At 59.6% G+C, this 23980-nt stretch carries 23 protein-coding genes, 1 tRNA gene, 2 pseudogenes and 1 riboswitch; of the genes and pseudogenes, 9 read left to right on the top strand and 17 right to left on the bottom strand.

The window, feature by feature from the left end; translation table 11 throughout:
* Positions 1 to 84 precede the first annotated feature (84 nt).
* A pseudogene (locus C8K63_RS30770) lies at positions 85 to 327 on the top strand (hypothetical protein); the annotation flags it as partial.
* Here C8K63_RS30770 and C8K63_RS11400 read toward each other — a convergent pair.
* Positions 283 to 567 (bottom strand): type II toxin-antitoxin system RelE/ParE family toxin, encoded by a 285-nt coding sequence (locus C8K63_RS11400; RefSeq protein WP_108216793.1) that lies wholly within the window; start codon positions 565 to 567, stop codon positions 283 to 285. The pseudogene C8K63_RS30770 and the gene C8K63_RS11400 sit on opposite strands and share 45 nt — an antisense overlap.
* Positions 557 to 796: a CopG family ribbon-helix-helix protein gene (locus C8K63_RS11405; RefSeq protein ID WP_108216794.1), complete on the bottom strand. Its 240-nt coding sequence runs from the start codon at positions 794 to 796 to the stop codon at positions 557 to 559. The genes C8K63_RS11400 and C8K63_RS11405 overlap by 11 nt, the downstream gene beginning before the upstream one ends.
* 153 nt (positions 797 to 949) lie before the next feature.
* Between C8K63_RS11405 and C8K63_RS11410 the strand changes: the two genes are divergently transcribed.
* The 6 genes from C8K63_RS11410 (at position 950) to tam (ending at position 6415) form a co-directional block, all read left to right on the top strand.
* Positions 950 to 1588 (top strand): LysE family translocator, encoded by a 639-nt coding sequence (locus C8K63_RS11410; RefSeq protein ID WP_108216795.1) that lies wholly within the window; start codon positions 950 to 952, stop codon positions 1586 to 1588.
* Positions 1589 to 1667: 79 nt separating this feature from the next.
* Positions 1668 to 3014, top strand: coding sequence for a GGDEF domain-containing protein (locus C8K63_RS11415; RefSeq protein ID WP_108216796.1), 1347 nt, complete (start codon positions 1668 to 1670; stop codon positions 3012 to 3014).
* A gap of 117 nt (positions 3015 to 3131) precedes the next feature.
* Positions 3132 to 3290: a KGG domain-containing protein gene (locus C8K63_RS11420; RefSeq protein ID WP_108216797.1), complete on the top strand. Its 159-nt coding sequence runs from the start codon at positions 3132 to 3134 to the stop codon at positions 3288 to 3290.
* Between the two features lie 72 nt (positions 3291 to 3362).
* Complete coding sequence (locus C8K63_RS11425; protein ID WP_108216798.1) at positions 3363 to 3866, top strand: DUF4142 domain-containing protein; 504 nt, start codon at positions 3363 to 3365, stop codon at positions 3864 to 3866.
* Between the two features lie 431 nt (positions 3867 to 4297).
* Complete coding sequence (locus C8K63_RS11430; protein WP_108216799.1) at positions 4298 to 5383, top strand: type I restriction endonuclease; 1086 nt, start codon at positions 4298 to 4300, stop codon at positions 5381 to 5383.
* 261 nt (positions 5384 to 5644) lie between these two features.
* Positions 5645 to 6415 (top strand): trans-aconitate 2-methyltransferase, encoded by a 771-nt coding sequence (tam, locus tag C8K63_RS11435; RefSeq protein ID WP_108216800.1) that lies wholly within the window; start codon positions 5645 to 5647, stop codon positions 6413 to 6415.
* Positions 6416 to 6455: 40 nt separating this feature from the next.
* Here the strand turns inward: tam and C8K63_RS11440 are convergent, their stop codons facing one another.
* The 15 genes and pseudogenes from C8K63_RS11440 to C8K63_RS11515 form a co-directional block, all read right to left on the bottom strand.
* Positions 6456 to 7184 (bottom strand): bifunctional 2-polyprenyl-6-hydroxyphenol methylase/3-demethylubiquinol 3-O-methyltransferase UbiG, encoded by a 729-nt coding sequence (locus C8K63_RS11440; RefSeq protein ID WP_108216801.1) that lies wholly within the window; start codon positions 7182 to 7184, stop codon positions 6456 to 6458.
* Positions 7185 to 7205: 21 nt separating this feature from the next.
* Positions 7206 to 7466, bottom strand: a pseudogene (locus tag C8K63_RS11445) (type II toxin-antitoxin system HicB family antitoxin); the annotation flags it as partial.
* A gap of 74 nt (positions 7467 to 7540) precedes the next feature.
* Positions 7541 to 7810: a short-chain dehydrogenase gene (locus C8K63_RS11450; RefSeq protein WP_095945127.1), complete on the bottom strand. Its 270-nt coding sequence runs from the start codon at positions 7808 to 7810 to the stop codon at positions 7541 to 7543.
* 468 nt (positions 7811 to 8278) lie between these two features.
* Entirely contained in the window at positions 8279 to 9823 is a 1545-nt protein-coding gene (locus tag C8K63_RS11455) for a Fic family protein (protein WP_108216802.1), read from the bottom strand.
* Between the two features lie 362 nt (positions 9824 to 10185).
* A tRNA-Gly gene (locus C8K63_RS11460) sits at positions 10186 to 10259 on the bottom strand.
* 181 nt (positions 10260 to 10440) lie between these two features.
* Entirely contained in the window at positions 10441 to 11325 is an 885-nt protein-coding gene (locus C8K63_RS11465; RefSeq protein ID WP_108216803.1) for an alpha/beta fold hydrolase, read from the bottom strand.
* Between the two features lie 313 nt (positions 11326 to 11638).
* A complete protein-coding gene (locus C8K63_RS11470) occupies positions 11639 to 12331 on the bottom strand; it encodes a pseudouridine synthase (protein ID WP_108216804.1) in 693 nt (230 codons plus the stop codon).
* A gap of 37 nt (positions 12332 to 12368) precedes the next feature.
* On the bottom strand, positions 12369 to 12584 hold the full coding sequence (locus tag C8K63_RS11475) for a cysteine-rich CWC family protein (RefSeq protein ID WP_108216805.1): 216 nt from the start codon (positions 12582 to 12584) through the stop codon (positions 12369 to 12371).
* 267 nt (positions 12585 to 12851) lie between these two features.
* Positions 12852 to 14630, bottom strand: a complete 1779-nt coding sequence (atzF, locus tag C8K63_RS11485; protein WP_108216806.1) for an allophanate hydrolase — start codon at positions 14628 to 14630, stop codon at positions 12852 to 12854.
* A 25-nt stretch (positions 14631 to 14655) separates the two neighbouring features.
* Positions 14656 to 18303, bottom strand: a complete 3648-nt coding sequence (gene uca / locus C8K63_RS11490; protein ID WP_108216807.1) for an urea carboxylase — start codon at positions 18301 to 18303, stop codon at positions 14656 to 14658.
* A 290-nt stretch (positions 18304 to 18593) separates the two neighbouring features.
* Positions 18594 to 19235, bottom strand: coding sequence for an urea amidolyase associated protein UAAP2 (locus C8K63_RS11495; protein ID WP_108216808.1), 642 nt, complete (start codon positions 19233 to 19235; stop codon positions 18594 to 18596).
* A gap of 11 nt (positions 19236 to 19246) precedes the next feature.
* Entirely contained in the window at positions 19247 to 19972 is a 726-nt protein-coding gene (locus tag C8K63_RS11500) for an urea amidolyase associated protein UAAP1 (protein ID WP_108216809.1), read from the bottom strand.
* A gap of 13 nt (positions 19973 to 19985) precedes the next feature.
* Positions 19986 to 20774 (bottom strand): ABC transporter ATP-binding protein, encoded by a 789-nt coding sequence (locus tag C8K63_RS11505; protein WP_108216810.1) that lies wholly within the window; start codon positions 20772 to 20774, stop codon positions 19986 to 19988.
* Positions 20771 to 21586 (bottom strand): ABC transporter permease, encoded by an 816-nt coding sequence (locus C8K63_RS11510; RefSeq protein WP_108216811.1) that lies wholly within the window; start codon positions 21584 to 21586, stop codon positions 20771 to 20773. Before C8K63_RS11510 ends, C8K63_RS11505 begins: the two co-directional genes overlap by 4 nt.
* Before the next feature lie 15 nt (positions 21587 to 21601).
* A complete protein-coding gene (locus C8K63_RS11515; RefSeq protein WP_108216812.1) occupies positions 21602 to 22669 on the bottom strand; it encodes a putative urea ABC transporter substrate-binding protein in 1068 nt (355 codons plus the stop codon).
* Positions 22670 to 22729: 60 nt separating this feature from the next.
* Positions 22730 to 22830: riboswitch (guanidine-I (ykkC/yxkD leader) on the bottom strand.
* Positions 22831 to 23125: 295 nt separating this feature from the next.
* Here C8K63_RS11515 and C8K63_RS11520 point away from each other — a divergent pair.
* Entirely contained in the window at positions 23126 to 23374 is a 249-nt protein-coding gene (locus C8K63_RS11520) for a hypothetical protein (protein WP_108216813.1), read from the top strand.
* 167 nt (positions 23375 to 23541) lie between these two features.
* Positions 23542 to 23973: a hypothetical protein gene (locus tag C8K63_RS11525; protein WP_108216814.1), complete on the top strand. Its 432-nt coding sequence runs from the start codon at positions 23542 to 23544 to the stop codon at positions 23971 to 23973.
* The last annotated feature ends 7 nt before the right edge of the window (positions 23974 to 23980 follow it).

A 23980-nucleotide genomic window follows, 5' to 3' on the forward strand; every position in this document is an offset into this window, starting at 1 on the left:
TCGGACCACGCATCCCCGTAGGAGCTGCCGGAGGCTGCGATCTTTTGATCTTCAAGAAGTCGCTGTCATCGCTTTTTCCGCAGCGTCACGAGTTGCGCTTCTCGAGGTCTGCGCGATATCCATGAGTCGACATTGGTCGTTGTGCCGCCACCCTTTCAGATTCCGTCGTTCACCTTTGTACTGGTCTGGCACAAGCGGCGGGGCGGGGATCAGGCGTTGAACTGGTTGAATCGCAGGATTGAGGAGGGGGAGCGATCGCTAGAGGCTTTTCTAAAATGGCCTTTACCAATTGGAAGGTGGCAGGCGACGCGTATGAAAAATTCGTAGTACCTGAAGCCGACCTTGGCGAACCCGGTAGGGAATCAAATAGGGGCGATCAGGCATGATCCATTCCCGGGTACCGGGTAAGCGTCCTTCACGACCTGTCGCTGGAAATCGGGCACGGTGATCGACACTGGCGAGAATTGCCTGGACAAAATCTGCAGCAGCTTTTGGGTTCTCGATGGCGATGTACGCGGCTTCGTCATCCAGATTCTTTAACGCCGTACGCAACCACTCAACGCGCATTCGCCGTCCACTTGTCAGCCATTGCGTTCACTTCTTCTTGTGTCGCGAAGTCACCTTCATCGGCTTCTTTCAAGGCTTTCTGAATTTCCTCGATTTGCCACGCTTCACGGGCCAGGTATTCACGCAGCGCATCCACGGCCAGAAATGATTTACTGCGGCCCGTTGCTTTGGAAAGACTCGCGAGGGTATCGGCGATATCGTCTGGTATGCGCAGGGACATAACTGACATGGTGGTCTCGATGTAGTGGTTTGTAATACAACATACTACACCGTCATCTGTGGGGCGGGGCCAGCCCGTTCGTCTGTCGAGATGTTTCAGTCGACAGGCAATGACCTGATATAGACTGGCCACCATTTACCAAGCCGTTCAAAAGGATTCCCCATGACCCCATCGTTGCTAATGGCCGTGCTTGCCTCGGGTTTTATCTACGGCATCACCCCGGGGCCGGGTGTGCTGGCGGTGTTCGGCATTGGTGCGGCCCATGGGCGACGGGCCGGGGCGGGGTTTCTGTGCGGGCATTTGCTCGGCGATGTGCTCTGGTGCAGCACGGCGCTGATCGCGATTGTCGGTGCGCGGGAGATCGGCAGTACCGCGTTCGACGTGCTCGGTGTGCTCAGCGGCCTGTACCTGTTCTGGCTCGGCTGGCGTGCGGTGCGCGCCCGGCGCAGCAGCGTTGATGCGCCACAGGGGCCGGCGCGGCAACCGTTCTGGCACGGCATTCTGTTCGGTTTGACCAATCCGAAGGCCTATCCGGTGGCGGTGGCGACGTTCACGGCACTGTTGTCGAGCCGCGCGGAACTGCTCCACTGGTCAATGCTGCCGGCGCTGATCGCTCTGAGTTTCGTCGGCGGGTTGCTCGCCTACGCTATTCTCATTGGCGTTGTCGGTGCGCGGCGAGTGCGCAGCCTGTACCAGCGTCATGAACTGGCAATTACCCGGTTGTGCGGGGTGATGTTCATCGGGTTTGCCATCAACGCGCTGGTCCATGCGTTGCCGGGGCTGATGCCGAACAAGGCTTGAATGTGATCACAAGGACGCAAGGCCGACAGGGCAGGGATGATTGATGAGCACTGCATAATCGGGACACCCACGCTGAACCATGGAAAACCGAAACTCCGCGCCGCTGGCGAGCTATATCGATCTGTTGCTGGACGCCGTCTGCGCGGTGGATAAACAAGGCCGTTTCGTCTTTGTCAGTGCGGCGTGCGAGCGCATTTTCGGCTACAGCGCCGATGAAATGATCGGAGAGACGATGATCGATATGGTGCACCCGGCCGATCGCCAGCGCACCCTCGACGCCGCCCGGGAAATCATGGGCGGCGAACCCAAGCTCAACTTCGAAAACCGCTACCTGCGCAAGGATGGTCGCGTGGTGCACATCCTCTGGTCGGCACGTTGGTCCGAGGACGATCAATTGCGCATCGCGGTGGCCCGCGACATCACCGAACGCAAGCAGGCCGAATCCCGGCAGGCCGCGCTGTATGCGATTTCCGAAGCGGCCCACGCGGCGGAGGATCTGCTGGCGTTGTTCAAGCGCATCCACATGATCATCGGCGAATGGCTGCCGGCACTGAATTTTTCCGTGGCGCTGTACGACGAGCGCTGCGCGCAGTTGAATTTCCCTTATCACGTCGATGACCACGAGCCACAGCCCGAACAGCCCGGAACCATGACCGGGCGCCTGTGCACCGAAGTGATCCGCACGGGGCAGCCGATCCTGTTGACCCCGGACCAGAACACACCGCCTGCCGGCTTCGAAGTGCTGTTGACCGGGCAGAACGCCCCGTGTTGGCTGGGGGTGCCGCTGAACTCGCAAAACGGCACCATTGGCGCGTTGATCGTCAAAAGCATTCCGGGCGGCGAGCGCTACACCGAGCAAGACAAGGAACTGCTGCAATACGTCTGCGCCCAGGTCGCAACCGCCATCGAGCGCAAGCAACTGCATGCCCGCCTGCAATACATGGCCCAGTACGACCAATTGACCCAGTTACCCAATCGCGAATTGCTGCGCGACCGGCTCAAGGCATCACTGCAAGCGGCCCGGGAGGACCGCGGGCGCATGGCGCTGTTGTACGTCGACCTCGACCGCTTCAAGCAAGTCAACGACACCCATGGCCACGCGGTCGGCGACATGCTGCTGCAAGCGGTGGCCAACCGGCTCAAGGGCTGCGTGCGGGAAACCGATACCGTGGCCCGCATCGGCGGCGATGAATTCGTGGTGTTGTTGCACAGCATTCGCGCTGCGGGCGATACCGACATCGTGGTCGAGAAAATCCGTCAGGTCCTGGTCCAGCCCCTGCGCCTGGACGGGCACAGCGTGAACATCCAGCCAAGTATCGGCGTCGCCCGATACCCCGATCACGGCACCGAAGAGAAGCAATTGTTCCGGCATGCCGACGAGGCAATGTACTGCGCCAAACGCGAGCATCACCTGCGACTGGTCTGAAAACCGGGCACCGTTCGTCGTGGTATCCATGCAATTTTCTAAACCTTTTGGGACGCGCAACTTCAGATTCTATGGGGGCTACAGCTCGCCGCGATCATCACCAGGAGGAAGAGAATCATGCCTAATTCAAGAAACTCGAACTCGGGGAATTTCGCTAACGATCGAACGAAGGCCTCTGAAGCCGGTCGCAAGGGTGGGAAAACCACCACCACGACCGTCGATAAAGACCCGGCGAAACCCGACATGAGCCGCAAGGGCGGTCAGAAAACCCGCTAAAGGATGCAGGTGGTTTTGATTGAGAGGCGGGGGCGAACGCTCCCGTTTGAACTTTTCAAGGAGGGCGCGACCATGAACCGGATGGCCACCCGATTATGTAATGCCAGTTTTGCCACGTTACTGGGCCTGATTGCCAGCAGCGCCTTTGCCCAGTCGCCCGCCGAATTCATCGACGAGGCCTCGGCAAAAGGTATCGCCGATATCGAAGCGAGCCGCCTGGCGCACCAGAAATCCGAGTCCAAAGAGGTCAAGGACTACACCATCGTCGTCATCAACGACCGCACCACTGCGAACCAGCACCTGGCGAAAATCGCCAAGAAACTCGACTTACCGGTCGCTCCACGCGAAGAGGTTGTCGAAAAGGCCAAAGCCCTGATGCCACAAGTCATGGATGGGGTGACTTTCGATGAGGCCTATACAGCCAGTCAGGTGAAGACCACCCAGGAAGCCATCGATCAGTTGCAACGGGAAGCACAGACCACCGACCTGCCGGAAATCAAGGCGTTCGCCGAAGAAACCCTGCCGAAATTGCAAAATCATCTGCAAATGGCCAAGGCGTTGCAGGCTAAAAGTTGAGCATAAGGATTGAACGCACACGGCGCGGGACTTCGGTCACGCGCCGTTTTTATTTTCACTGATCCAGAGGCGGTTTGGGGTTATGCGTTGGATTCGGACTATTGAGGTCGAACACCTCGTTCTCGCCCATGGCGCGGTAATGCCTGCGCAGTGCCTTCAGGAATGTCCGGGGCTACCGGCCCAGTGGGCGAGTGTCTGCGCGTTTTTTGCGAGTTTCATGACCTTGCTCCTTGTAGGGGATGAACCTGAAGTTCAGACATAGGTGGCGAGATGATAATGCGGCTAGGGTTGCGACCCAATGAAGCAAGGCGGTGGGCAAGATCTTAATTCTTGGTGGGATTCTTCCTTTGTGCCGGTTTGTGTCTAGTATCAATAGCAGTCAATTTGCCAGCATGTATTCACACGGATCGAAACCGGAAAAGAGGCTACTCATGGAATTCTTCGAAAAGTTAGCAAGTCTCGCTGCCAAAGTTCGTTTGCAGGGCGCTGCCATTCAAACGGAAGAAGCGACCAAGAATGCTTTTGTCATGCCCTTTATCAGCACGGTGCTGGGCTACGATGTTTTCGATCCGACGGAAGTGACACCTGAATTCGTTTGCGATATTGGAACGAAGAAAGGGGAGAAAATTGACTACGCAATCATGAAGGCAGGAGAGGTACAGATCCTCATCGAGTGCAAGAAAATAGGCGAGCCACTGCACATCAATCATGCCTCCCAACTGTTTCGCTATTTCCATGTCACCAGTGCTCGAATTTCCATTCTCACTAACGGTCAGGTCTATAAGTTTTTCACTGATCTGGATGCACCGAACAAGATGGACGAGAAGCCATTCCTAGAACTCGACCTGCTGGATATCGACGAGTATTCCGTCCCAGAATTGGTGAAGCTCACCAAATCTGCATTCGATGTGGATTCGATCATCAGCGCCGCAGGTGAGTTGAAGTATGTCAGCCAAATCAAAAAGGTGATTGCTTCTCAGGTCAGCAAGCCTGATGACGACTTCGTCAAAGTATTTGCTTCTCGGGTTTACGACGGGGTGATTACTCAGAAGGTCCGCGAGCAGTTTCATGAATTGACGAGAAAGGCTGTAGTGCAGTTTCTCAACGACCAAATCAATGACCGGCTCAAGTCGGCTATGAGTGGCTCCATCCAGCCTGCGCTCGCCTCTGTACCGGTCGCTACCGGTGGCACTGAGCATTCAGATGTTCGAGACGAGTCAGAGGACAAGGTTCTGACGACATTGGAAGAGCTGGAGGGCTATCACATCGTCCGGGCCGTGGTTCGGTCGGTTGTTGATGCCAAGCGGATTGTTCAGCGCGATACACAGAGTTACTTCGGCATCCTGCTCGACGACAACAACCGCAAACCGATCTGCCGACTGCACTTCAATCGATCACAGAAATACATCGGCATATTTGACGAAGAGAAGAATGAAACCCGGCATGCAATCAACTCCATTGATGACATTTACGAGTACTCGGATCATTTGAAGAAGACTGTCGGGTACTACGATTAAGATTGCTGTCTAGCGACGAAAAAATTGGTTAATCGAGCCTAGGCCGGTCAGTTAAGGTGAAAAACTGTGGGAGCGAGCTTGCTCGCGATAGCGCCATGTCAGTCGACGACGATGTTGACTGTGCAATCGCCATCGCGAGCAAGCTCGCTCCCACAGAAGTTTTCGCAACAAAGGTGGAATAGAGCAGAGCCTATTGGCCGATGTATCGTAGTGAACTGGTGGTCTGCCCAGATCACGACATCGCACCGACAGGAGAACGCAATGAGTTGGTCCGCCAAACAGTACGTCGCTTTTGAAGATGAACGCACCCGTCCCGCCCGCGACCTGCTGGCGGCCATCCCCGCCGGGGACGTGCGCTTGGCCATCGATATCGGTTGCGGGCCCGGCAACTCCACCGAGTTGCTGGTGGAGCGTTTTGCCGATGCCACGGTGCGTGGGCTGGACAGTTCCAGCGACATGATCGACGCCGCTCGCAAGCGCTTGCCGCAGGTGCAGTTCGACATCGCCGACATCGACACCTGGAATGACAGTGGCCCGTTCGATGTGATTTTCGCCAACGCGGTGTTGCAGTGGGTGCCTGATCACGCCACGTTGCTACCGTCGCTGGTGAGCAAACTGGCGCCGGGTGGCAGCCTGGCCGTGCAGATGCCTGACAACCTGAATGAACACTCGCACCGCTTGATGCGTGAAGTCGCCGCTGATGGCCCTTGGGTCGGCAAACTGGCAGGCGCCGCTGGGCAGAGGGCTGAAATGGCCGATGCCAGCGGTTACTACTCGATACTCAAAGCCTGCTGCACCCGCGTCGATGTGTGGCGCACCACTTACCACCATCCTTTGGCGGGCGGCGCGTCTGGCGTGGTGGAGTGGTTCAAGGGCAGCGCACTGCGGCCGTTTCTCGATCCGCTGGATGAGACGGAACGGGCTCAGTATCTGAAGCAGTATCAGGTTGCTATCGAGCGGGCGCATCCGGTATTGGCCGATGGTTCGGTGCTGTTGCCGTTTCCGCGACTGTTTATCGTTGCGACCCGCTGATGGGAAAAAGGGACAGGCTTATCTGTCCCTTTTTTATCCATCAACGCTGAACGCCGACCAACATCATCATTGGCCGTTCCCGCTCTTCGGCAAGGGCCGGTTGCGCCGCCACCTCGGCATCGCTCGGCCCCCATTCGTTGACATGGCGGATGCTGAAACCCGCCGCTATCAGCGAGTTGAACAACGTCCCGATGGTTCGATGCTGCTTGATCACGCCGTCCGCCAGCCAGTTGGTCACGCGCTCGCCTTCCATCTGATAACCGTCCACGGGCCAACTTTTGCGGCCCTCGGCATCGATGGTCCAGCCAGGATTGCGCGGTGCCATGAAGATCGGGTGCTCGATGGAGAACACGAAATGCGATCCGGGTTTGAGGGCTGCGTAGACATGCGTGAACAGTCCAGGCAAGTCCTTGATGTAATGCAGTGCCAGGGAGCTGTAGGCCAGATCGAACGTGGCGGCGGGCAGATCGAGCTGTTCCAGGTCGGCGCGCTCATAACGGATGTTGGATGCGGATGTGGACTTGCGTGCCTGTTCCAGCATCTTTTCCGAAACATCCAGACCGAGCACGCATTCGGCGCCTTGCTCACTGGCCCAGCGGCAAAACCAACCGTAGCCGCAACCCAGATCCACCACCTTCAAACCCTGCATGGGCGGCAGCATGGCCTTCAGTGCAGGCCATTCCGGCGCGGCATCGAGACCGCCGATGGAGCGGGCCATCTGGCTGTAGCTCTGGAAAAATTCAGGGTCGTCGTAGATGTTTTGAGTCATGTCAGGGCTCTACTCAGTTCACTTGATCGCGTCGATTTCCACCAGTGCCCAAATACAATCTGCGTACTTAGGATTCGTCGAATGCAGGGTAACGTCGTTGGCTGTGGGGATGAGTGCATCGTTCTCGGCAAGAATCTCGAAATGCCCCTCGATAGCTTCGCGCACCATAGCAATTGCATGGTCCAGATTTTTACCGGCGGAAAAACAACCCGGAACATCCGGCACTTCCACGCCCCACGCATGTTCGTCGTCGCCCATGGAAATCGCAATCGGGTAAAACATGTTCATCGTCCTCCATAGAAAAGGCGGATGGGTATGAAACTCAATAGGCGCCTGGAAAGGCGCCTTATGGTTCGTCACGATGGTTCTGCATCCATGCGTCGAGCGATTACATCCAGCACATCGCAACCATCACGCAACGGCACGCAGCAGAGCAATGCGAAGTCACTGAGTACAACTGAGTCAGAGGTCAGGTCGCCGCGCATTGCGAGGTTTTCAAGAAGCTGAGTTACGGCTCGAATTCTATAGCTGGCGGTGCTGAGCAGGGAATGCAGGGGTTGGGTGGTATTGACGTAGAGGGAGGGGAGGTCGTCGGCGTTGCTGGTTAAAGCCATGTATTCATTCATGAGTGAGTACCAATTGTAGGTGGAAGACCTACCACTCAATCGTCGCCAAACAATAGGGTGGTAGCTGTACGCGGGTTGGCGAACCGGACAATGGTAAAACCGGCAGACCCGAAGGTCTCCCACGCACAGCTACCGAAAAAGCAGCCAAGCGTGATCAAAAGTGCTCCGAGAAATCCTCGGAGCCTTCTGTACCGTTGTTACCGAGTCGCCAAACCCGATACGCCATTTGGGCGCGGTCAGACTATAGGTCTCATGACAAAGGCACAGCAATGCGCAAGTGTACGGACATTTCCCAGTGTCGTGTAGGACGTTGCTTTTTCTAGCGTTGATCTCCGTTGGGCCTTTAAAAATCAGGTCTTAGCACTGAGTTCGGCAGGCCCATCACCAAATCCCGCGTACAAAAAAACCGGTCACCCGGACCGGTTTTCTCCTGAGTAGCAGTTGCACGCTATCCAGTTCTACCGAAGATCACTCTTCACCAGCCCCCATCACTCGATCCTCAAACGCGGAACGCACGGCATCCACAACACGTTGCGCCATGCCTTCATCTTCAAGCTGCGGGTATCCTTTCTTCAGCTTTCCGGACACCATCCAGCCATTCTCCTTGATCGAACGGATGATGCGGTTCGCATCCTGATCCGGCATTTCGATCACTTCTTTGAGATGTTCCTGTGCTCGCTGAAAGATCACCAAGACTCGGGCTTCATCCGCCATCTCCGTACGAATCGTGTGCTCGACGACGCGGGCTGTGTACAGGACATGTTCCGTGAGATCAGGGTATCGCCAGGCAAAGCACGCATCCTCGTATTCATCGAAGATGAAGTTGCTGGGAGTTCCGTCCTCGTAGGTCACGAGTTCGTCAAATCGATAGGCTGCAGCATAACGTCGCATGAACGGTCGGGAGAACACCTCGAGCGTACGGTCGTAGCCAGCCCTGAAGTCGATCGAGCTGGTGATCGTGGCTGACACGGGCAGGATCACTCCGTCGGGCACTGCCTTGTCCCGGATCAAGGTATCGTTGATCAGGAAGCGATGAATCCGGCCGTTGCCGTCACGCATGGGATGGATGTACACGAAGCCGAATGCAAGCACTGCGGCACGTGCTACTGACTCCGCTCCACGTGTAGCTATCTCGAACTCGTTGAGGCCGTCCAGTAACTGGGCGAGATTTTCGAAGGGCGGGGCAATGTAATGCACGATGTCTTCGCGCATTGTGGCCTGACCTACAAATACCGGGGAGCGCCGCAACCCGAGCCCGATGGCATCTCGCCCCAGAATGCCGGCTTGCAGGGAACGTAGGCTGTCATTGCTTAATGGGGCTTCGATATGGCCGCAGTGCTGGGCAATGACATGCGCGAACCGCTGGATACGATCAGCCTGGTCGGCCTCTTTTTCGATGAGAAAGCTGGCTCGCGACTCCTTGAACGTCAACCAACTGGCCGTACGCATCAAGATATCGGCACCAAATGTTCGATCCAACTCCTTCAACGCAGCGCCGAGATCGAATTGCAGAGCCTCTCTGACTGCCGCCGTACGACGAACCAAAGGGCAAAACCCGGGTGTACCGGGCAGGTTGTTTTTGACTCGCCAACGTCGAACTCGTGGTGGTTCGCTACGGGTGAGGTAGTCCTGCGCAGAAAGTGCATCGACATAGCCGCCGTTGGTTACGTCCGGCACATCCAGCCTTTGCCCTGTCAGCCATTCGTAGAGAAACCCCGTGCGGCGAGCGTATTGGCCGAAAGGCTCCCGCTGGCACCAGGCTACGATAGGGTCGGGGCCGGTCTTCGCAAACAGACGGGCAAAGAATTCGAGATGAATCTCTTCGTACTTGAGGCCGAATTCGAAATGCCCTGAGAAATCGTCGGCAGGCCGGTAGCTCGGGGGATACTGATTCTGCGTATGCCCGCTACTTTCGCGACTGACACGTGTCGTGCCAACCGTCGACTCGACGCGCAGTGGCTGTGCCAGAACGATGTCGTACTGGTTTGCGAGTGCCTTTAGACCGACCTGCATTGACGAAATCCTTTACTGGGGCGAAAAAAACGCTAACGAATACCTGATCCTACGCGAAAACGTTAATTTTCGCGGGCGTGAAAAGGCTAACGGTCACCGAAATTCGCTAACAAATCCCCATCCTGCGAAAAAAACGCTAACGGGACTTTTATAGTAGTCGCTTCTGCGCAGGAGCATTTTGCGTATGGATGGGCGCCAGGTAAGCCTTCTAAACGAAAAAGTTGCGGAAGGTTCGGATGAGGGGAGCCCCTATACCTGCGAGTCCCCCAAATCGCGGACACAAAAAACCGGCCATCAAGGCCGGTTTTTTCTGTCTCTACATCCCCCGTCAAAACCACCCTGACGTGAGATCAAAATTCGATTGGAGCGGGTGAAGGGAATCGAACCCTCGTTATCAGCTTGGGAAGCTGGAGTAATGCCATTATACGACACCCGCTCAGAGCGCTGACTTTGTACCAGATACGGCCGCGGATTTGAAGTTTTTCTTTATGTGGGGCGGGTTTAACGCAGATGTAACAAAAAAGCCCGGACCGCCTGACGGTCGATCGCGGGCAAACCTCGCGCCTGCAGAATACGTTTAACGCAGCAGGGCGGGGCTTGCTCGCGATGACGCTACTTCAGATTGCCAATGCATGATGTTCCTGGACTTTGTGGTAACGCGGTCGGCTTTCGTGTTGCGCTGGTTTCAGGAAACCCATCAGTGCGTTGCGGCTGTCTCGGCAGGCGGCTTTGTGCTCCATGTCGAGAAAGTGGCCGGTGGCCTGAAGGGTACTGAACGTGCTGTGTTGCACGTGGCTTTCGAACAACCGGGCGTCGTCGGCGGCGGTGTATTCGTCCCATTCGCCGTTGAGGAACAGCACCGGTACGTCGATTTTCTTCGCCGCGTGCAGGTAGCACTGACGGTCGCTGTGCAACACCTCGTTGATGTGGAAGTGCATCTGCCCGTACTCATGTTCGGCCAGGGAGCTGACGTGGCGATAGTTGAAACGCTTGAACAACGACGGCAGGTGTTTGCCGATGGTGTCGTTCACCAGGTGCCCGACCCGGTCGCGGTCCAGGTTGCCGAGGTGTTCGACGCCGCGCTCGAGGTAGTCGAGCATATGCGCGTTGATCACCGGGGAGAACGAGCTGATCACGGCTTTTTCGATGCGCCGTGGTCGTTGCGACAACGCCATCATGGTCGCGGCACCGCCCCAGGAAAACGACAGCACGTGTTCGGCGGCGAAGTGGTCGATCAGCTCAAGCAGGATCTGTCCTTCGATTTCCTTGGTGAGCATTTTCTCATGCAGGTTGTGGGCTTTTGACCGGCCCGCGTAGGGCTGGTCGTAGCAGACGACGTTGAACTGCGGATGGAGGTTTTTCACGGTTTGTGCAAACGACGCAGTCGTGGCCATCGAGCCGTTGACCAGGATAATGGTCTTCTCTGCGGCGTCTGCGCGATAGAACTCCGTGTAAACCCGATACTGACCCTGTATATCCAACACAGCGATTTCTGGCCTCATGTCATAAGACTCCTGGCAAGCGGGTATGCGCGCAAATGAGATTGCACGAGCTTTGTGACAGGTAGGCATACGCCTGGAATTTGAGAGGCCCATGTCGATCCACTGCAGTCCGGTCGACGGGTATTGTTATTGGCGGGCAGTCTGCCGGATGAGGCCGGAACCCTTGGGTTCCTACCGGCAAAAAGTTTCTTAGAAGTATGTGGTGACTAGTCGGTCACATTTCGGCCGACGTCCTGATTCAAGCAGGGGTCACGTCATCGCGCAAGTGCCATTGGTAAATTGTTCGACAACTTTCTGCTCGGCGGTCGCCTGCTTAGATCAATCCGATCTCTGCATCGCTCAGTGAGCGGTATTCGCCCGGTTTCAACGCGTCGTCGAGCACCAGCGGCCCCATGCGTTCGCGGTGCAGGCGCATCACCTTGTTGTTGAAGTGGCCGAACATGCGCTTGACCTGGTGATAGCGGCCTTCGACGATGCTCAGGCGTGCGCATTTTGCCCCGAGCAGCTCTAACCCGGCCGGTTGCGTGGTGAGGTCTTCGAAAGCGAAGTACAGCCCTTGGCTGAACTTGATCGCGTATTCGGGACCGATGTCCTGTTCGGTTTCGACGTAATAGACCTTGGGCAGTTTGGTCTGTGGTTGGGTCAAGCGTCGCGACCAGCTGCCGTCGTTGGTGATCAGCATCAGACCGGTGGTATTGAAATCCAGGCGTCCGGCGATGTGCAGTTCTTCCTTGTCCGGTTCATGAATCAGGTCGAGCACGGTCGGGTGCTGCGGGTCCTTGGTAGCGCTGACGCAACCGGCAGGTTTGTGCAGCATGAAGTGGCGCAGGGGTTTACCGACTTGCAGCACGTCGTTGTCGACTTCGACGCAGCTGAATTCGCGGACTTCGCTGTGCGGGTCGCTGACGACTTCTCCGTCAACCCTGACGCGTTTTTCCACCAGCAACAGGCGCACCTGCTTGCGGTTGAAGCACGGCAGGTTGCTGAGGAAACGGTCGACGCGCATGACTTAAGGATCGGTAAAGAAAGGGGCGCGCATCTTACTAGAACGATTCGGGCGCTGCTTGCAGCTGCGCTTCGACTTCGGCGCAACGCGGGCACAGGCACGAGGCGTCGCGCAGCTCCGTCGGCAGCGCCTGGAGCACCGCCGGGTCGATACTGACGCCGTAGCACCAGCAGGCGCGGTCAGCGGTTCGCGGGTCGGCCAGGGTGCAGTCGTTGGGGGCGCCGCAGGCGGGGCAGAGATCAGGCTGGTTCATGGACGGAGTGAGACTTCTCTACGCAGGTTCGGTTGTGGCCACTTTGTTTGGCCCGATACATCGCATGATCCGCCCGCGACAGCAGGCTGTGCAAGGTGTCATCGGGCTGCCGGTAAATAACCGCTGGATTCATAGGGTAAATCGGCAGGGATCAGGTGCGGCGGTGCCTGAGCTGATGCCTTCGCTGGCAAGTCGGATCGCCGCACCGCAGCTCCTACAAGTTCTGCGCTGACCCTGTAGGAGCTGGCTTGCCAGCGAATCGAAAGATCACAGCAGTGTTTTCAGGTACATCCGCCAGCCGCCAAAGTGGCTGATATTCACCGCGCCCTCCAGTCCATAGGCCTCACAGATAAACCCGCTCTCCCAGCGACCATCCGCCAGTTGTACCTTGCCCAATCCCAGCGGCGCCGCAATCCCGGTCAGGAACGAACCCAGCTCGCTGCTTGGCAACTCCCAGACTTCCACCGCAATCGCCACGCCGCCATCCTTCACGCGGACCATGCCCGGACGAAACGGCGGGCCGCCGGCAAGGGCATAGAATTGGTAGTCCGGCGAGCTGAAAGTCGTTTCCACCAGGCGGGCGCCGCGCTGCTTGAGCTGCCAGTTCAGCGCCAGCCCGTCCAGGTGCGCGCCGCAGACCACCAGCCGCGCCCGATCATGGCGTGCAACCGGCGCCGGGGCAGGTGCGGCCAGGCCTTGCTGACGCTGTAAGGCGTCCGCCACGCTCAGCAGATACTGATCGGTGAAGGCCCGCCCGAACAGCGTCACGCCCCAAGGCATGCCGTTGTCCATGAAGGCGCTGGGCACGGCGACAGCGGCGTAGTCGAGCAGGTTCATGAAGTTGGTGTAGTAACCCAGTTCCGAATTGCGCAGCACCGGTTCGGCCTCGAGTTCAGCCAGCGTCACCGGGCGGCCGATGGTCGGCGTGACGACACAGTCGAGGCCTTCCAGCGCGTTGTCGCACAGGGCTTTGAGCGCTTGCAGTCGGTATTGGGCGCGGAAGGTTTGCACGCCGTCGACGGCGGGTGCCTTGGCCAATACAGCGCGAATCACGGGCAACACCGCCTCGGGGTTTTGCGCCATCAACTCACCGGCCACGCTGTAGCGCTCGGCTACCCACGGGCCTTCATAGAGCAAGCGGGCGGCCTCCAGAAACGGCGACAGATCCAGTTCCACCGCTTCGCCGCCCAAGGCCTTGAGGCGGTCGATGGCATCACCGAACAATAGCGGGCCTTCAGGGCAACCGAAAAATTGCAGGTCCTGCGCGCGCGGCACGCCGAAACGGAACGGCCGCGGTGTGCCGAACGCCGAGCCGTCGTTCCACAGCGGGTTGCTGCGGCTGTATTCGTCCCGTGGATCGAGGCGCGCAGTGAGCGCCAGCAACTGACTGGCCTCCCGCGCGGTGGTGGTGAACGTGGTGACGCAATCCAGTGTACGACAGGCCGGTACCACGCCAGCCGTCGAGATCAGGCCCTTGGTGGCTTTCAGGCCGACCAGATTGTTCAACGCCGCCGGCACGCGTCCGGAGCCGGCGGTGTCGGTGCCAAGGGAAAAACTCGCAACCCCGAGCGCCACCGCCAGCGACGAACCGGCACTGGATCCGCCCGACGGGTACTCCGGCAACACGCTGTTGGGGCATGCGCCGTACGGTGAGCGGCTGCCGTTGAGCCCCGTGGCGAATTGGTCGAGATTGGTCTTGCCCAGCGGGATCGCACCGAGGGCCAGCAGTTGCTCGACGATGGTCGCCGAACGCTGCGGCACATAGGCAAATGCCGGGCACGCCGCCGTGGTCGGAATGCCCGCCAGGTCGATGTTGTCCTTGATCGCGAACGGCACGCCATACAGCGGCAGGCTGTCGGGAGCGCGACCGTCGAGGGCGGCGAGGTAAGGTTCCAGCTCCTCGGCGCTGAGCAAGTGGATGAACAGGTGATAGTCCGGGTTCAGTGCTGCGGCTTTTTCCCGCAGGCTCGGCAACAGTTGCCGAGGGGTGAGGCTGCCGTCGCGGTAGGCGCTGCGCAGGGCGTCGAGTTGCAGATTGATGTTCATGGCATGAGTCCTTGGCAAAATGGGTTCAGTCGAGTTCCAGCACCACGACGCGCTGTCCGGCGCGCACCGCCGAACCCGGTTGCACGCGAATCTCGCGCACCACGCCGGCCATCGGTGCGAGCAGGGGGATTTCCATCTTCATCGACTCCAGGATCACCAGCACGTCACCGGCCTCGACACGGCTGCCGGCCTCGACCTGAACCTGCCAGAGGTTGCCGGCGATGTGGCTGTCGACGCTCTGTTGGCCGCTGGCCAGCGGCGCCTCTTCGGTCGTCTCCGGGGCCGGTTCTTCGCTGTCGAAATGGGCCTGGCCGCTGGCGATCCAGCGTTCGCGCTCGGCATTGAATGCGCCTTTTTGCTGATCGCGAAACGCGTCGATGGTCTCGGCTTCCCGGGCCAGGAAGGCCTGGTAATCCGCCAGGTTCAATTGACTGTGCTCGATGTTCAGGTCGAAGCGCCCGAGGGGGAAATCCCGGCGAATGCGCAGCAGTTCGTCGGCGCTGACCGGGTAGAAACGGATCTGGTCGAAAAACCGCAGCAACCACGGTTTGCCATCGAACGCGGCGACCTCACGGTAGCGGTTCCACATCTGCAACGTGCGCCCGACAAACTGATAGCCGCCGGGGCCTTCCATGCCGTAGACGCACATGTAGGCGCCACCGATGCCCACCGAGTTTTCCGCGGTCCAGGTGCGCGCCGGGTTGTACTTGGTGGTGACCAGGCGATGACGCGGGTCGAGCGGGGTGGCGACCGGTGCGCCGAGGTAGACGTCACCAAGCCCCATCACCAGGTAGCTGGCGTCGAACACCGTGCTTTGCACGTCATCGAGGTTCGGCAGGTCGTTGATGCGGCGGATGAACTCCAGGTTGCTCGGGCACCATGGCGCGTCCTTGCGCACGGTGGTCATGTATTTCTCGATGGCCAACTGGCACGCCGGGTCATCCCAGGACAGCGGCAGATGAACGATGCGCGACGGTACTTGCAGGTCTTTGGCGGCGCACACGGCGTCCCATTCGCCGGCAACGATGCCGAGCAGGTCGGACAGCGGCAGTTGTTCGGGTTGGTAATGGACCTGCAGCGAACGGATGCCTGGCGTCAGGTCGATCACGCCGTGCAGGTGTTTGCTTTCCAGCGCCTGCATGAGGGCGTGGGCGCGGAAGCGCAGAACCAGGTCCAGTTCCGGGGCGCCGATTTCCAGTAGCAGGTGGGTGTCGCCCGAGAGCCTCGCCACCAGCCGCGTGTCATCCTGCCCCAAATCCAATACCACAGGCGACACAATTCCCTGTAGGAGTGAGCCTGCTCGCGATTGCGGTGTTTCAGTCACAGAGATGTCGGATGTGATGCCGTCATCGCGAGCAGGCTCACTCCTACAGGAGGGAGTCCATTTCAAGGCCAGGGTGCGGGCGGTCATGAGGTCGACAGGGGAGAACTGCACCTTGTCCCCCGCCTTGAGCTGCCCCAGTTGCCAAAGATCCGCCTCGATCACCGTCACCGGGCACACGAACCCGCCGAGGCTCGGGCCATCCGGGCCGAGGATCACCGGCATGTCACCGGTAAAATCCACCGCACCGATCGCGTACGGATTGTCGTGGATGTTCGACGGATGCAAACCGGCTTCACCACCGTCGGCGCGCACCCATTCCGGCTTTGGCCCGATCAGGCGCACGCCCGTACGGCTGGAGTTGAAGTGCACTTCCCACTGCGTGGCGAAGAAGGTGCCGATGTAGTTTTCCGTGAAGTACTCCGGGGCGCCATGGGGGCCGTAGATCACTCGAATTCGCCGAACCGCAGGCAGTTCGGTGAGCTGATCTTCAGCCAGTTGCTGACCGGCGCGGTGGTCATTCAGGGCTGGCAGGTGCAATACATCACCGGCTCGTAACGCGCGGCCACCGTGTCCACCAAACTGACCCAGGGTGAAGGTGCTTTTGCTGCCCAGGTAATCCGGCACTTGCAGGCCGCCATGCAGGCACAGATAGCTGCGGGCACCGGCTCCGGCAATGGTGCCGAGGCTCAGGGTGGCGCCTGCCGGAACCATCAACGCAGTGTTCATCGGTACGCTTTCGCCGTTGAGCAGCAATGGAATCGCCGCGCCGGTCACGGCTACTACCGCCTCGCAATTGAAGCGCAGCAACGGCCCGCTCATGGTGATTTCCAGCGCCGCGGTGCCTTCTTCGTTGCCCAGCAAACGGTTGCCCAAACGCAGCGCGCGACTGTCCATCGGCCCCGACGGCGGTACACCCACCGCCCAGTAACCGAGGCGACCGGGATAGTCCTGCACGCTGGTCTGGGTGCCAGCGCTGAGCACCTCGAACGTGCTGGCCTGATACACCAGGCTTTCCAGGCAACGGGTCCATGGCTGGCCGCTGGCGAAAGGCGCATCGAGCAGAATCTGCCGCAGGTAGTCGCGGTTGGTTTCCACGCCGTAGAGCAGGCTGGCACCCAGCGCCTGATGCAGGTCTGCAGTGGCTTCTTCGCGAGTCGGCGCCCAACTGATGACCTTGGCGATCATCGGGTCGAAGTAGGGCGGGATCTCGCAGCCAGCCTCGACCCAGGTGTCGATGCGCAGCTGTTTGCCATCGGTGGCGGGGAAATTCACCGCGGTGAGCAAACCGGGGCTCGGTTGAAAATCCCGACCCGGATCCTCCGCGTATAACCGCGCCTGAATCGCATGACCCTGCGGTTTCAAACCTTGTACCAGATCGCTCAGCGGCGGCAGGTCACCGGCCGCCAGTTGCACCATCCAGCGCACCAGATCGACGCCCCACACCTGTTCGGTGACACCGTGTTCCACCTGCAAACGGGTGTTCACTTCCAGGAAGTAGAAGCGTTGGGCCTCGCTGTCGAACACAAACTCCACAGTGCCGGCGCTGCGGTAATTCACTGCCTTGGCCAATTTGATCGCGGCGGCGCACAGCCCCTCGGCCATGCCGTCGGGCAGGTTCGGCGCCGGGGTTTCCTCGAGGACTTTCTGGTTGCGGCGCTGCACCGAGCAATCACGCACGCCGAGGGCGATCACCTCGCCGCGACCGTCGCCGAACACCTGTACTTCCAGATGACGGGCACGCTGGATGTACTTCTCGATGAACACCCCGGCGTCGCTGAAATTGTTCTGACCCAGGCGTTTGACCGCTTCGAAGGACTCGTTCAACTCGGTCGCGCTGCGGCACACGCGCATGCCGATGCCGCCACCGCCGGCGGTGCTTTTGAGCATCAGCGGGTAGCCGACCTGTTCGCCGGCGATCAATGCGGCGTCGAGGCTGTCGAGCAGTTCGGTGCCTTCGAGCATGGGCACGCCGTGTTGTTTGGCCAGGGCGCGGGCGGTGTGCTTGAGGCCGAACACCCGCAGTTGTTCGGGCGTCGGGCCGATGAAGGCGATGTTGGCGGCCTCGCAGGCTTCGGCGAACGCGGCGTTTTCCGAGAGAAAGCCGTAGCCGGGATGGATCGCGGTGGCGCCGGTGGACTTGGCGATGGCGAGGATCTTATCGACAGCCAGGTAAGTTCCAGCCGCTGCACCCTCACCGAGGCTATGGGCCTCATCGGCTTGCAGGATGTGCAGGCTGGCGGCATCCGCTTCGGAGTACACGGCAACGCCCTGCACTTGTAGTTCACGCAGGGTCCGCAGGATGCGGCAGGCAATGGCGCCACGGTTGGCAATCAGGACTTTTTCGAACATGGCATAACCCCTGATGGGGATGCGGGCCGTCCCGCAGTTTTTTGAAAGGCATCGGGGTCGTCCCCGGTGGAATAATCAATTCGTTCCAAAACACCATTGGCCTCTTGTAGGAGCGAGCTTGCTCGCGATGGTCGTGAACGATTACGCGTAAAACCAGATACCCAGTGGTGCTCTTGGGTTTTTCGCGAGCAAGCTCGCTCCTACAGGGGGTGGTGGTTTTTACTTTTTCAGGCACTGCCCTGATCGGGCCTGGCACAAGGCAAACAACCAGCGGCGCAGTCTCGTGAACTTCAGTTCCATACCAGAAGCTCCGCAGGCGTAGGGTTGTAGGCATTGCACGGGTTGTTCAGTTGCGGGCAATTGGAGATCAGCACGATCACGTCCATTTCTGCCCGCAGGTCGACGTACTTGCCCGGTGCCGAGATGCCGTCTTCGAAGGTCAGCCCGCCATCAGCGGTGACCGGCACGTTCATGAAAAAGTTGATGTTTGGTCCGATGTCGCCCTTGCCCAACCGGCCATCGTGAGCACAGGCGCGCAGGTAGTTGTCGCGGCAGCTGTGCATGTAGCGTTTTTCCAGGGCGTAGCGCACGGTGTTGCTCTCTTGCGCGCAGGCACCGCCGAGGGTGTCGTGACGCCCGCAGGTGTCGGCGACGATGGTCAGCATCGGCTTGCCGAGGTTGGAATACAGTACGCTGCCGGTGCTCAGGTACACGCTGTTCTGCCGGCGCAGGGTGCGCTGCACGTCGTAGCGTTCCTTCGGGTTGGCAACGCTGTAGAACAGGGTGTCGACAGCCTGGTTACCCTCCAGGTCAAGGATGCGCAAAGTCTGACCGGCCTTGACCTCCATCAGCCAGGGCTCGCCGGCGGGGATGGTGGCGCGGTAGACGGCCGTTTCAGGCGACTGTGGAGCGGTGGCGATTGCGAGTGACATGGCAGCGATCCTCAGGCGAACAAACGGTCGGTGTTGATGAAGCCACGCTCGTTTTCCGGGCGCGAGGTGCGGCAGTGTTCGGCGACGCTGGCATCGGCGTTCATCCAGCTGAGCTTGAGTGGTTGCGGCGCGTATTGCGGCGACGGGTCCATGGGATGTTGCAGGGCGGTGAGCACCACCAACGTGTCCATCGGCGCGTACAACTCGATGTAGTCGCCGGGCTTGGAGTTGCCTTCGACAAAGTGGAAACGCCCGCCGTCATCGACGTTCACGCGGCTGAACAGGTTGAGGGTCATCAGCAGGTCGGACAGGCCCAGCCCCCACTTGCCCAGTTCCACCAACAGGTTGTCGGTGCCGTTGCGCAAGAAGCCGTTGCGCAATTCCTGATAGCGGCCGGCGCCGTATTTTTCTGCCACTTCTTCAGCGCAGAGCACGCCGCCGAGGCTGTCGCTCCAGCCGCAGGTGTCGGCGGTGATGGCAGCCAGCACGCGGCCCATGTCCGAGTACAGGCAATGGCCGGCGGTGAGTTTGGCGGTGTGTTGGCATTTGAGGCTGTCGGGCAGGTTCAGGCGCTCGGTTTTTTCATTGGCGTTGAGCATTGTCAGGCTGACGTTGGCGCCGCCGCGCAGGTCGGTCAGGCGCAGCAGTTGTCCGCGTTTCAAGACGAAGGAACGATGGCCGCCGCCGGGGAGCATTTCTTCGGCGAAGGGCGGGAACAGTTGGGTCGAATCAGTCATTTGCAAAATTCCTCTAAGCGATACGAAGCGTGCCTGCCAAAGGAGCCGGCAAGGCGTCGACGGCGGCACGATGGGCGCGCCGGTCGCTGTTCAAAGGGATGTCGTAGGTGATGCGTGCGCCATAGCGGCCAGGTGCATGCGGGTCGAGACGGACCTTGTCGAACACCAGCAGGCGTGTGCCGAGGCTGAAGCCTTCGGACAGGTCATGGGTGACCATGAACACCGTCAGTCGGGTCTCGCGCCACAGCTCCAGGAGCAAGGCGTGCATGTCTTTGCGGATGCCCGGGTCGAGGGCGCCGAACGGTTCGTCGAGCAGCAACACCCGAGGCTTCATGATCAGCGCCTGGGCAATGGCCAGCCGCTGTTGCATACCGCCGGAGAGCTGCGCCGGGTACTTGTCCAGCGAGTGGCCGAGGCCGACTTTGTGCAGCAACACCGACGCCTGTTCGCGGGCCGCTTTTTTCGCGCTGCCGAACAGGCGTCCGAGTAGCGGCGAGCGGGGCAGTTCAAGGCCAAGGGCGACGTTGTCCAGCACGCTCAAGTGCGGGAACACCGAGTAGCGCTGGAACACCACGCCACGGCTGGCATCCGGCTCAATGGCCAAGGGCTGGCCGTCGAGCAGGATCTCGCCGCGACTGGCGCGTTCCTGGCCGAGCAGCAGGCGCAGGAAGGTCGATTTGCCGCATCCGGAGGCACCCACGAGGGTGCAGAACTCACCTTCGTTGACGTTCAGGTTGAGGCCTTCGAGCACCACCTGATCGGCGTATTGCTGCCAGACGTTCTTAACGGTGATGAAGCTCATTTGGCGGCCCCTTCATACCAGGGAAAGGCACGACAGGTGAGGTACTTGAGGCCCCAATCCATCAGCCAGGCGAGCAGGGTGATCCACACCACGTAGGGCAAAATCACGTCCATCGCCAGGTAACGGCGCATCAGGAAAATCCGGTAGCCGAGGCCGTCGGTGGAGGCGATGGCTTCGGCGGCGATCAGGAACAGCCACGCTGAACCCAGCATCAGTCGCAGCGATATCAACAGGCGCGGCAACAATTGCGGCAGCACCACGCGCAGCATCAAGGTCCAGGTCGAAGCGCCAAGCGTCTGCGCCTTGATCAGTAACTCGACGGGAATTTCCCGGGCGCGCTGTTCCAGATCCCGGGCCAGGCACGGGGTGATACCGATCACGATCAGCATCACTTTCGACAACTCCCCCAGCCCGAACACGATGAACAGGATCGGCAGGATCGCCAGCGGTGGCACCATCGACAGCACCGTCAGCAAGGGTGACAACGGCGCACCGAACAGCGGCAGGGTACCGGCGGCGATGCCCAGGCATAGCCCGGCCAGGGCGCTGATGCCCAGGCCGATGGCCAGACGCCGCAGGCTGGACACTGTGTCCTGCCAGAGCAGGAATTCGCCGGTGCGGCTGTCGGCCACGAACGCCAGGCGTTTCACCGCGTCGGTCATCTGCACGGCACTGGGCAGCAGCTTGTCGTTGGAGTTGTCCGCCAGTCGCTCGGCCGAGCCCATGAAGTAGGCGAACAGCACCAGGGCGAACGGCAGGATCACCAGCAACAGGCGACTCGGACGGTCCGGGTGACGGTTGATCAGGCGCATGGACAGTTCTCCTGATTACAGCTTGGCGTCGGCGGCCATCTGCACGTAACTCGGGTCGAAGCGCAGCTTGAGGTTGCCTTTGTCGCCGCTGGTCACACCGTTGGCGAAGGCCATGCCGACTGCGCTGGTGTCCTTGGCGCCTTCACCCAGCAGGCCGTGCTGGAAGGAGAACTCGGCGACCTTGCGCATGGTTTCCGGCAATTGCTTGCTGGTACTGAACGCCAGGGCTTCTTTCGGGGTGGCGAACAATTTGGTGGTGTCCAGTTGCGCCTGGAAACCCGCCAGGTCAGTGCCGGAGGCCTTGGCCATGTGCTCCAGGGCGGCTTTACTGGCGGCGTTTTTCGCGCTCATCAACTCGACCACTTCGAACCAGGCGCCAGTCAGCGCTTTGCCGAGGGCCGGGTTGTCTTTGAGGGTGGCGCTGTTGACCACCATCATGTCCATGATTTCGCCGGGGATCTGGCTGGAGTTGAACACTTCAGTCACCGCAGGCTTGGCCTTGATGTCCGACAGCATCGGGTTCCAGGTGGTAACGGCGTTGACCTGATCGGTGTTGAAGGCGGCCGAGATATCGGCGTCGGAAGTGTTGACCACTTTCAGTTCTTTCTCGGTGAGGTCCACCGAATCCAGAGCCCGGGCCAGCAGGTAATGGGACACCGACAGCTCCACCAGGTTGACGTCCATGCCCTTGAGGTCGGCGACTTTTTTGCCTTCGCCCTTGAGCACGATGCCGTCGTTGCCATTGGAGAAATCGCTGACGATCAGCGCAGTGCTGTCGACGCCGCCGGCGGCCGGGATGGTCAGCGCGTCCATGTTGGTCATGGTGCAGCCGTCGAACTGGCCGGCGGTGTATTGGTTGATGGATTCGACGTAGTCGTTGAGCTGCACCACATCAATCTTGATGCCGTACTTTTTCGCCCATTTGTCGACGATGCCCTGGCTGCCGGCGTATTCCCACGGCATCCAGCCGGCGTAGATCGTCCAGCACACGCTGAAGTGGTCTTTCTGGGCAGCCTGGGACGAGAAGCTCACGAGGGCTGCGAACGCAGCGGCGAGCAGGGCGGGTAAACGAAGCTGGGACATGGTGGTTCTCCAGTTGATCAAGGACGGACAGGACGGCAGCGGCACCGCTAACGGTGGCTTGTCTCCCGGGCTTTTATCCCGCCGTGTAACCTCAACTGGAGGTCGCCAACTCTCGGACCAGTCACTCGCGATTGCGAGCCGGAACCCTAGTCAGCCATTTGCAAATTGTGGTGCCGCGAACCTGTGATGACGCCTGCACTTTTTTTGGAACAAGTGCGCTAAAGCGAGAGGCGTGCCAAGTCGGGCCGAGCGCTCTAGCGTGGGGGGCAGGGTGATCGGCGGGTTTGATCGGGAGGGCGGACTGCCTTGTGATGGTGCGCAAGTGCACCGCATTGGAACGTATCCGCCGCTGATCAGAAGGTACTCGCGGCGTTGCACTTGGCAGAGTTTTGCCAGTCAAAACAGATGTCAGCCGGTGTGTGCCGACTGCTGTCACAGGTCTTTACGGAGGCCGTCATGTTGCGTCGATTGTTGTTTGGTGCAGTGCTCGGTTTTGGATTGTCTGGCTGCTACTACTACTACGACGGTCCTGCCGATGTTTACGCGGCACCTTATTACTATCCCGGTTACTACTCGCCTTATTACCACGGCGGCTATTACGGCCCACGTTATTACGGTGGTTATCGCTCCTATTACTACGGTGGGCATGGTTATTACCGTGGCCACGGCTATCACGGCGGTGGATATCGCGGTGGCCACCATTAACCAGGGCGTGAAGGGATGAAAAACCTTTCATCGGCCAGATGTTTCCACTTGTTTCAGGCGCGCACCAGATTCCGAATTCGATGTCTGATATTTCGACAGTCATCGAACATTTGATTGTCGCCTGCCAGCGTCGCTGGTGTGGCTTACCCGCGGTCCAGGAGGCCGCCATGCTCTGTCGAATACTTCTGCTAGCTGTGTTGGGATTATCCCTTGGTGGGTGCGCGCCTTACTACGACGAAGGAGGCAGTTACTACAGTTCCGAGGTCTATACCTCGCCTGCGCCAACCTATTACACCGGGGGGCGTTCTTACTATTCCAATGGTTATTACACACCGCCACCCCGGTATTACGTGCCGCCAGCGCGGTATTACCAGCCGACACCGCGCTATTACTCGCAGCCGCGGATCTATCAACCGTCGCGCCATTACCAGTCGGCCCCTCGTTACTATCAGCCGTCGCGGGGCGACTACCGCATGCATCAGAACCATGGCTGGGACGGCCGTAGCGGCGGGAACTGGAACAACGACTATCGCAGTCACGACGGGCGCGGCTATCGCAGCGGGCGTGGCGATCACAGCGGCCGGGGTAATCACCGCTAATCATTAA

It is taken from the genome of Pseudomonas sp. GV085, from assembly GCF_003050925.1.
In the GTDB taxonomy this organism is placed as follows: domain Bacteria; phylum Pseudomonadota; class Gammaproteobacteria; order Pseudomonadales; family Pseudomonadaceae; genus Aquipseudomonas.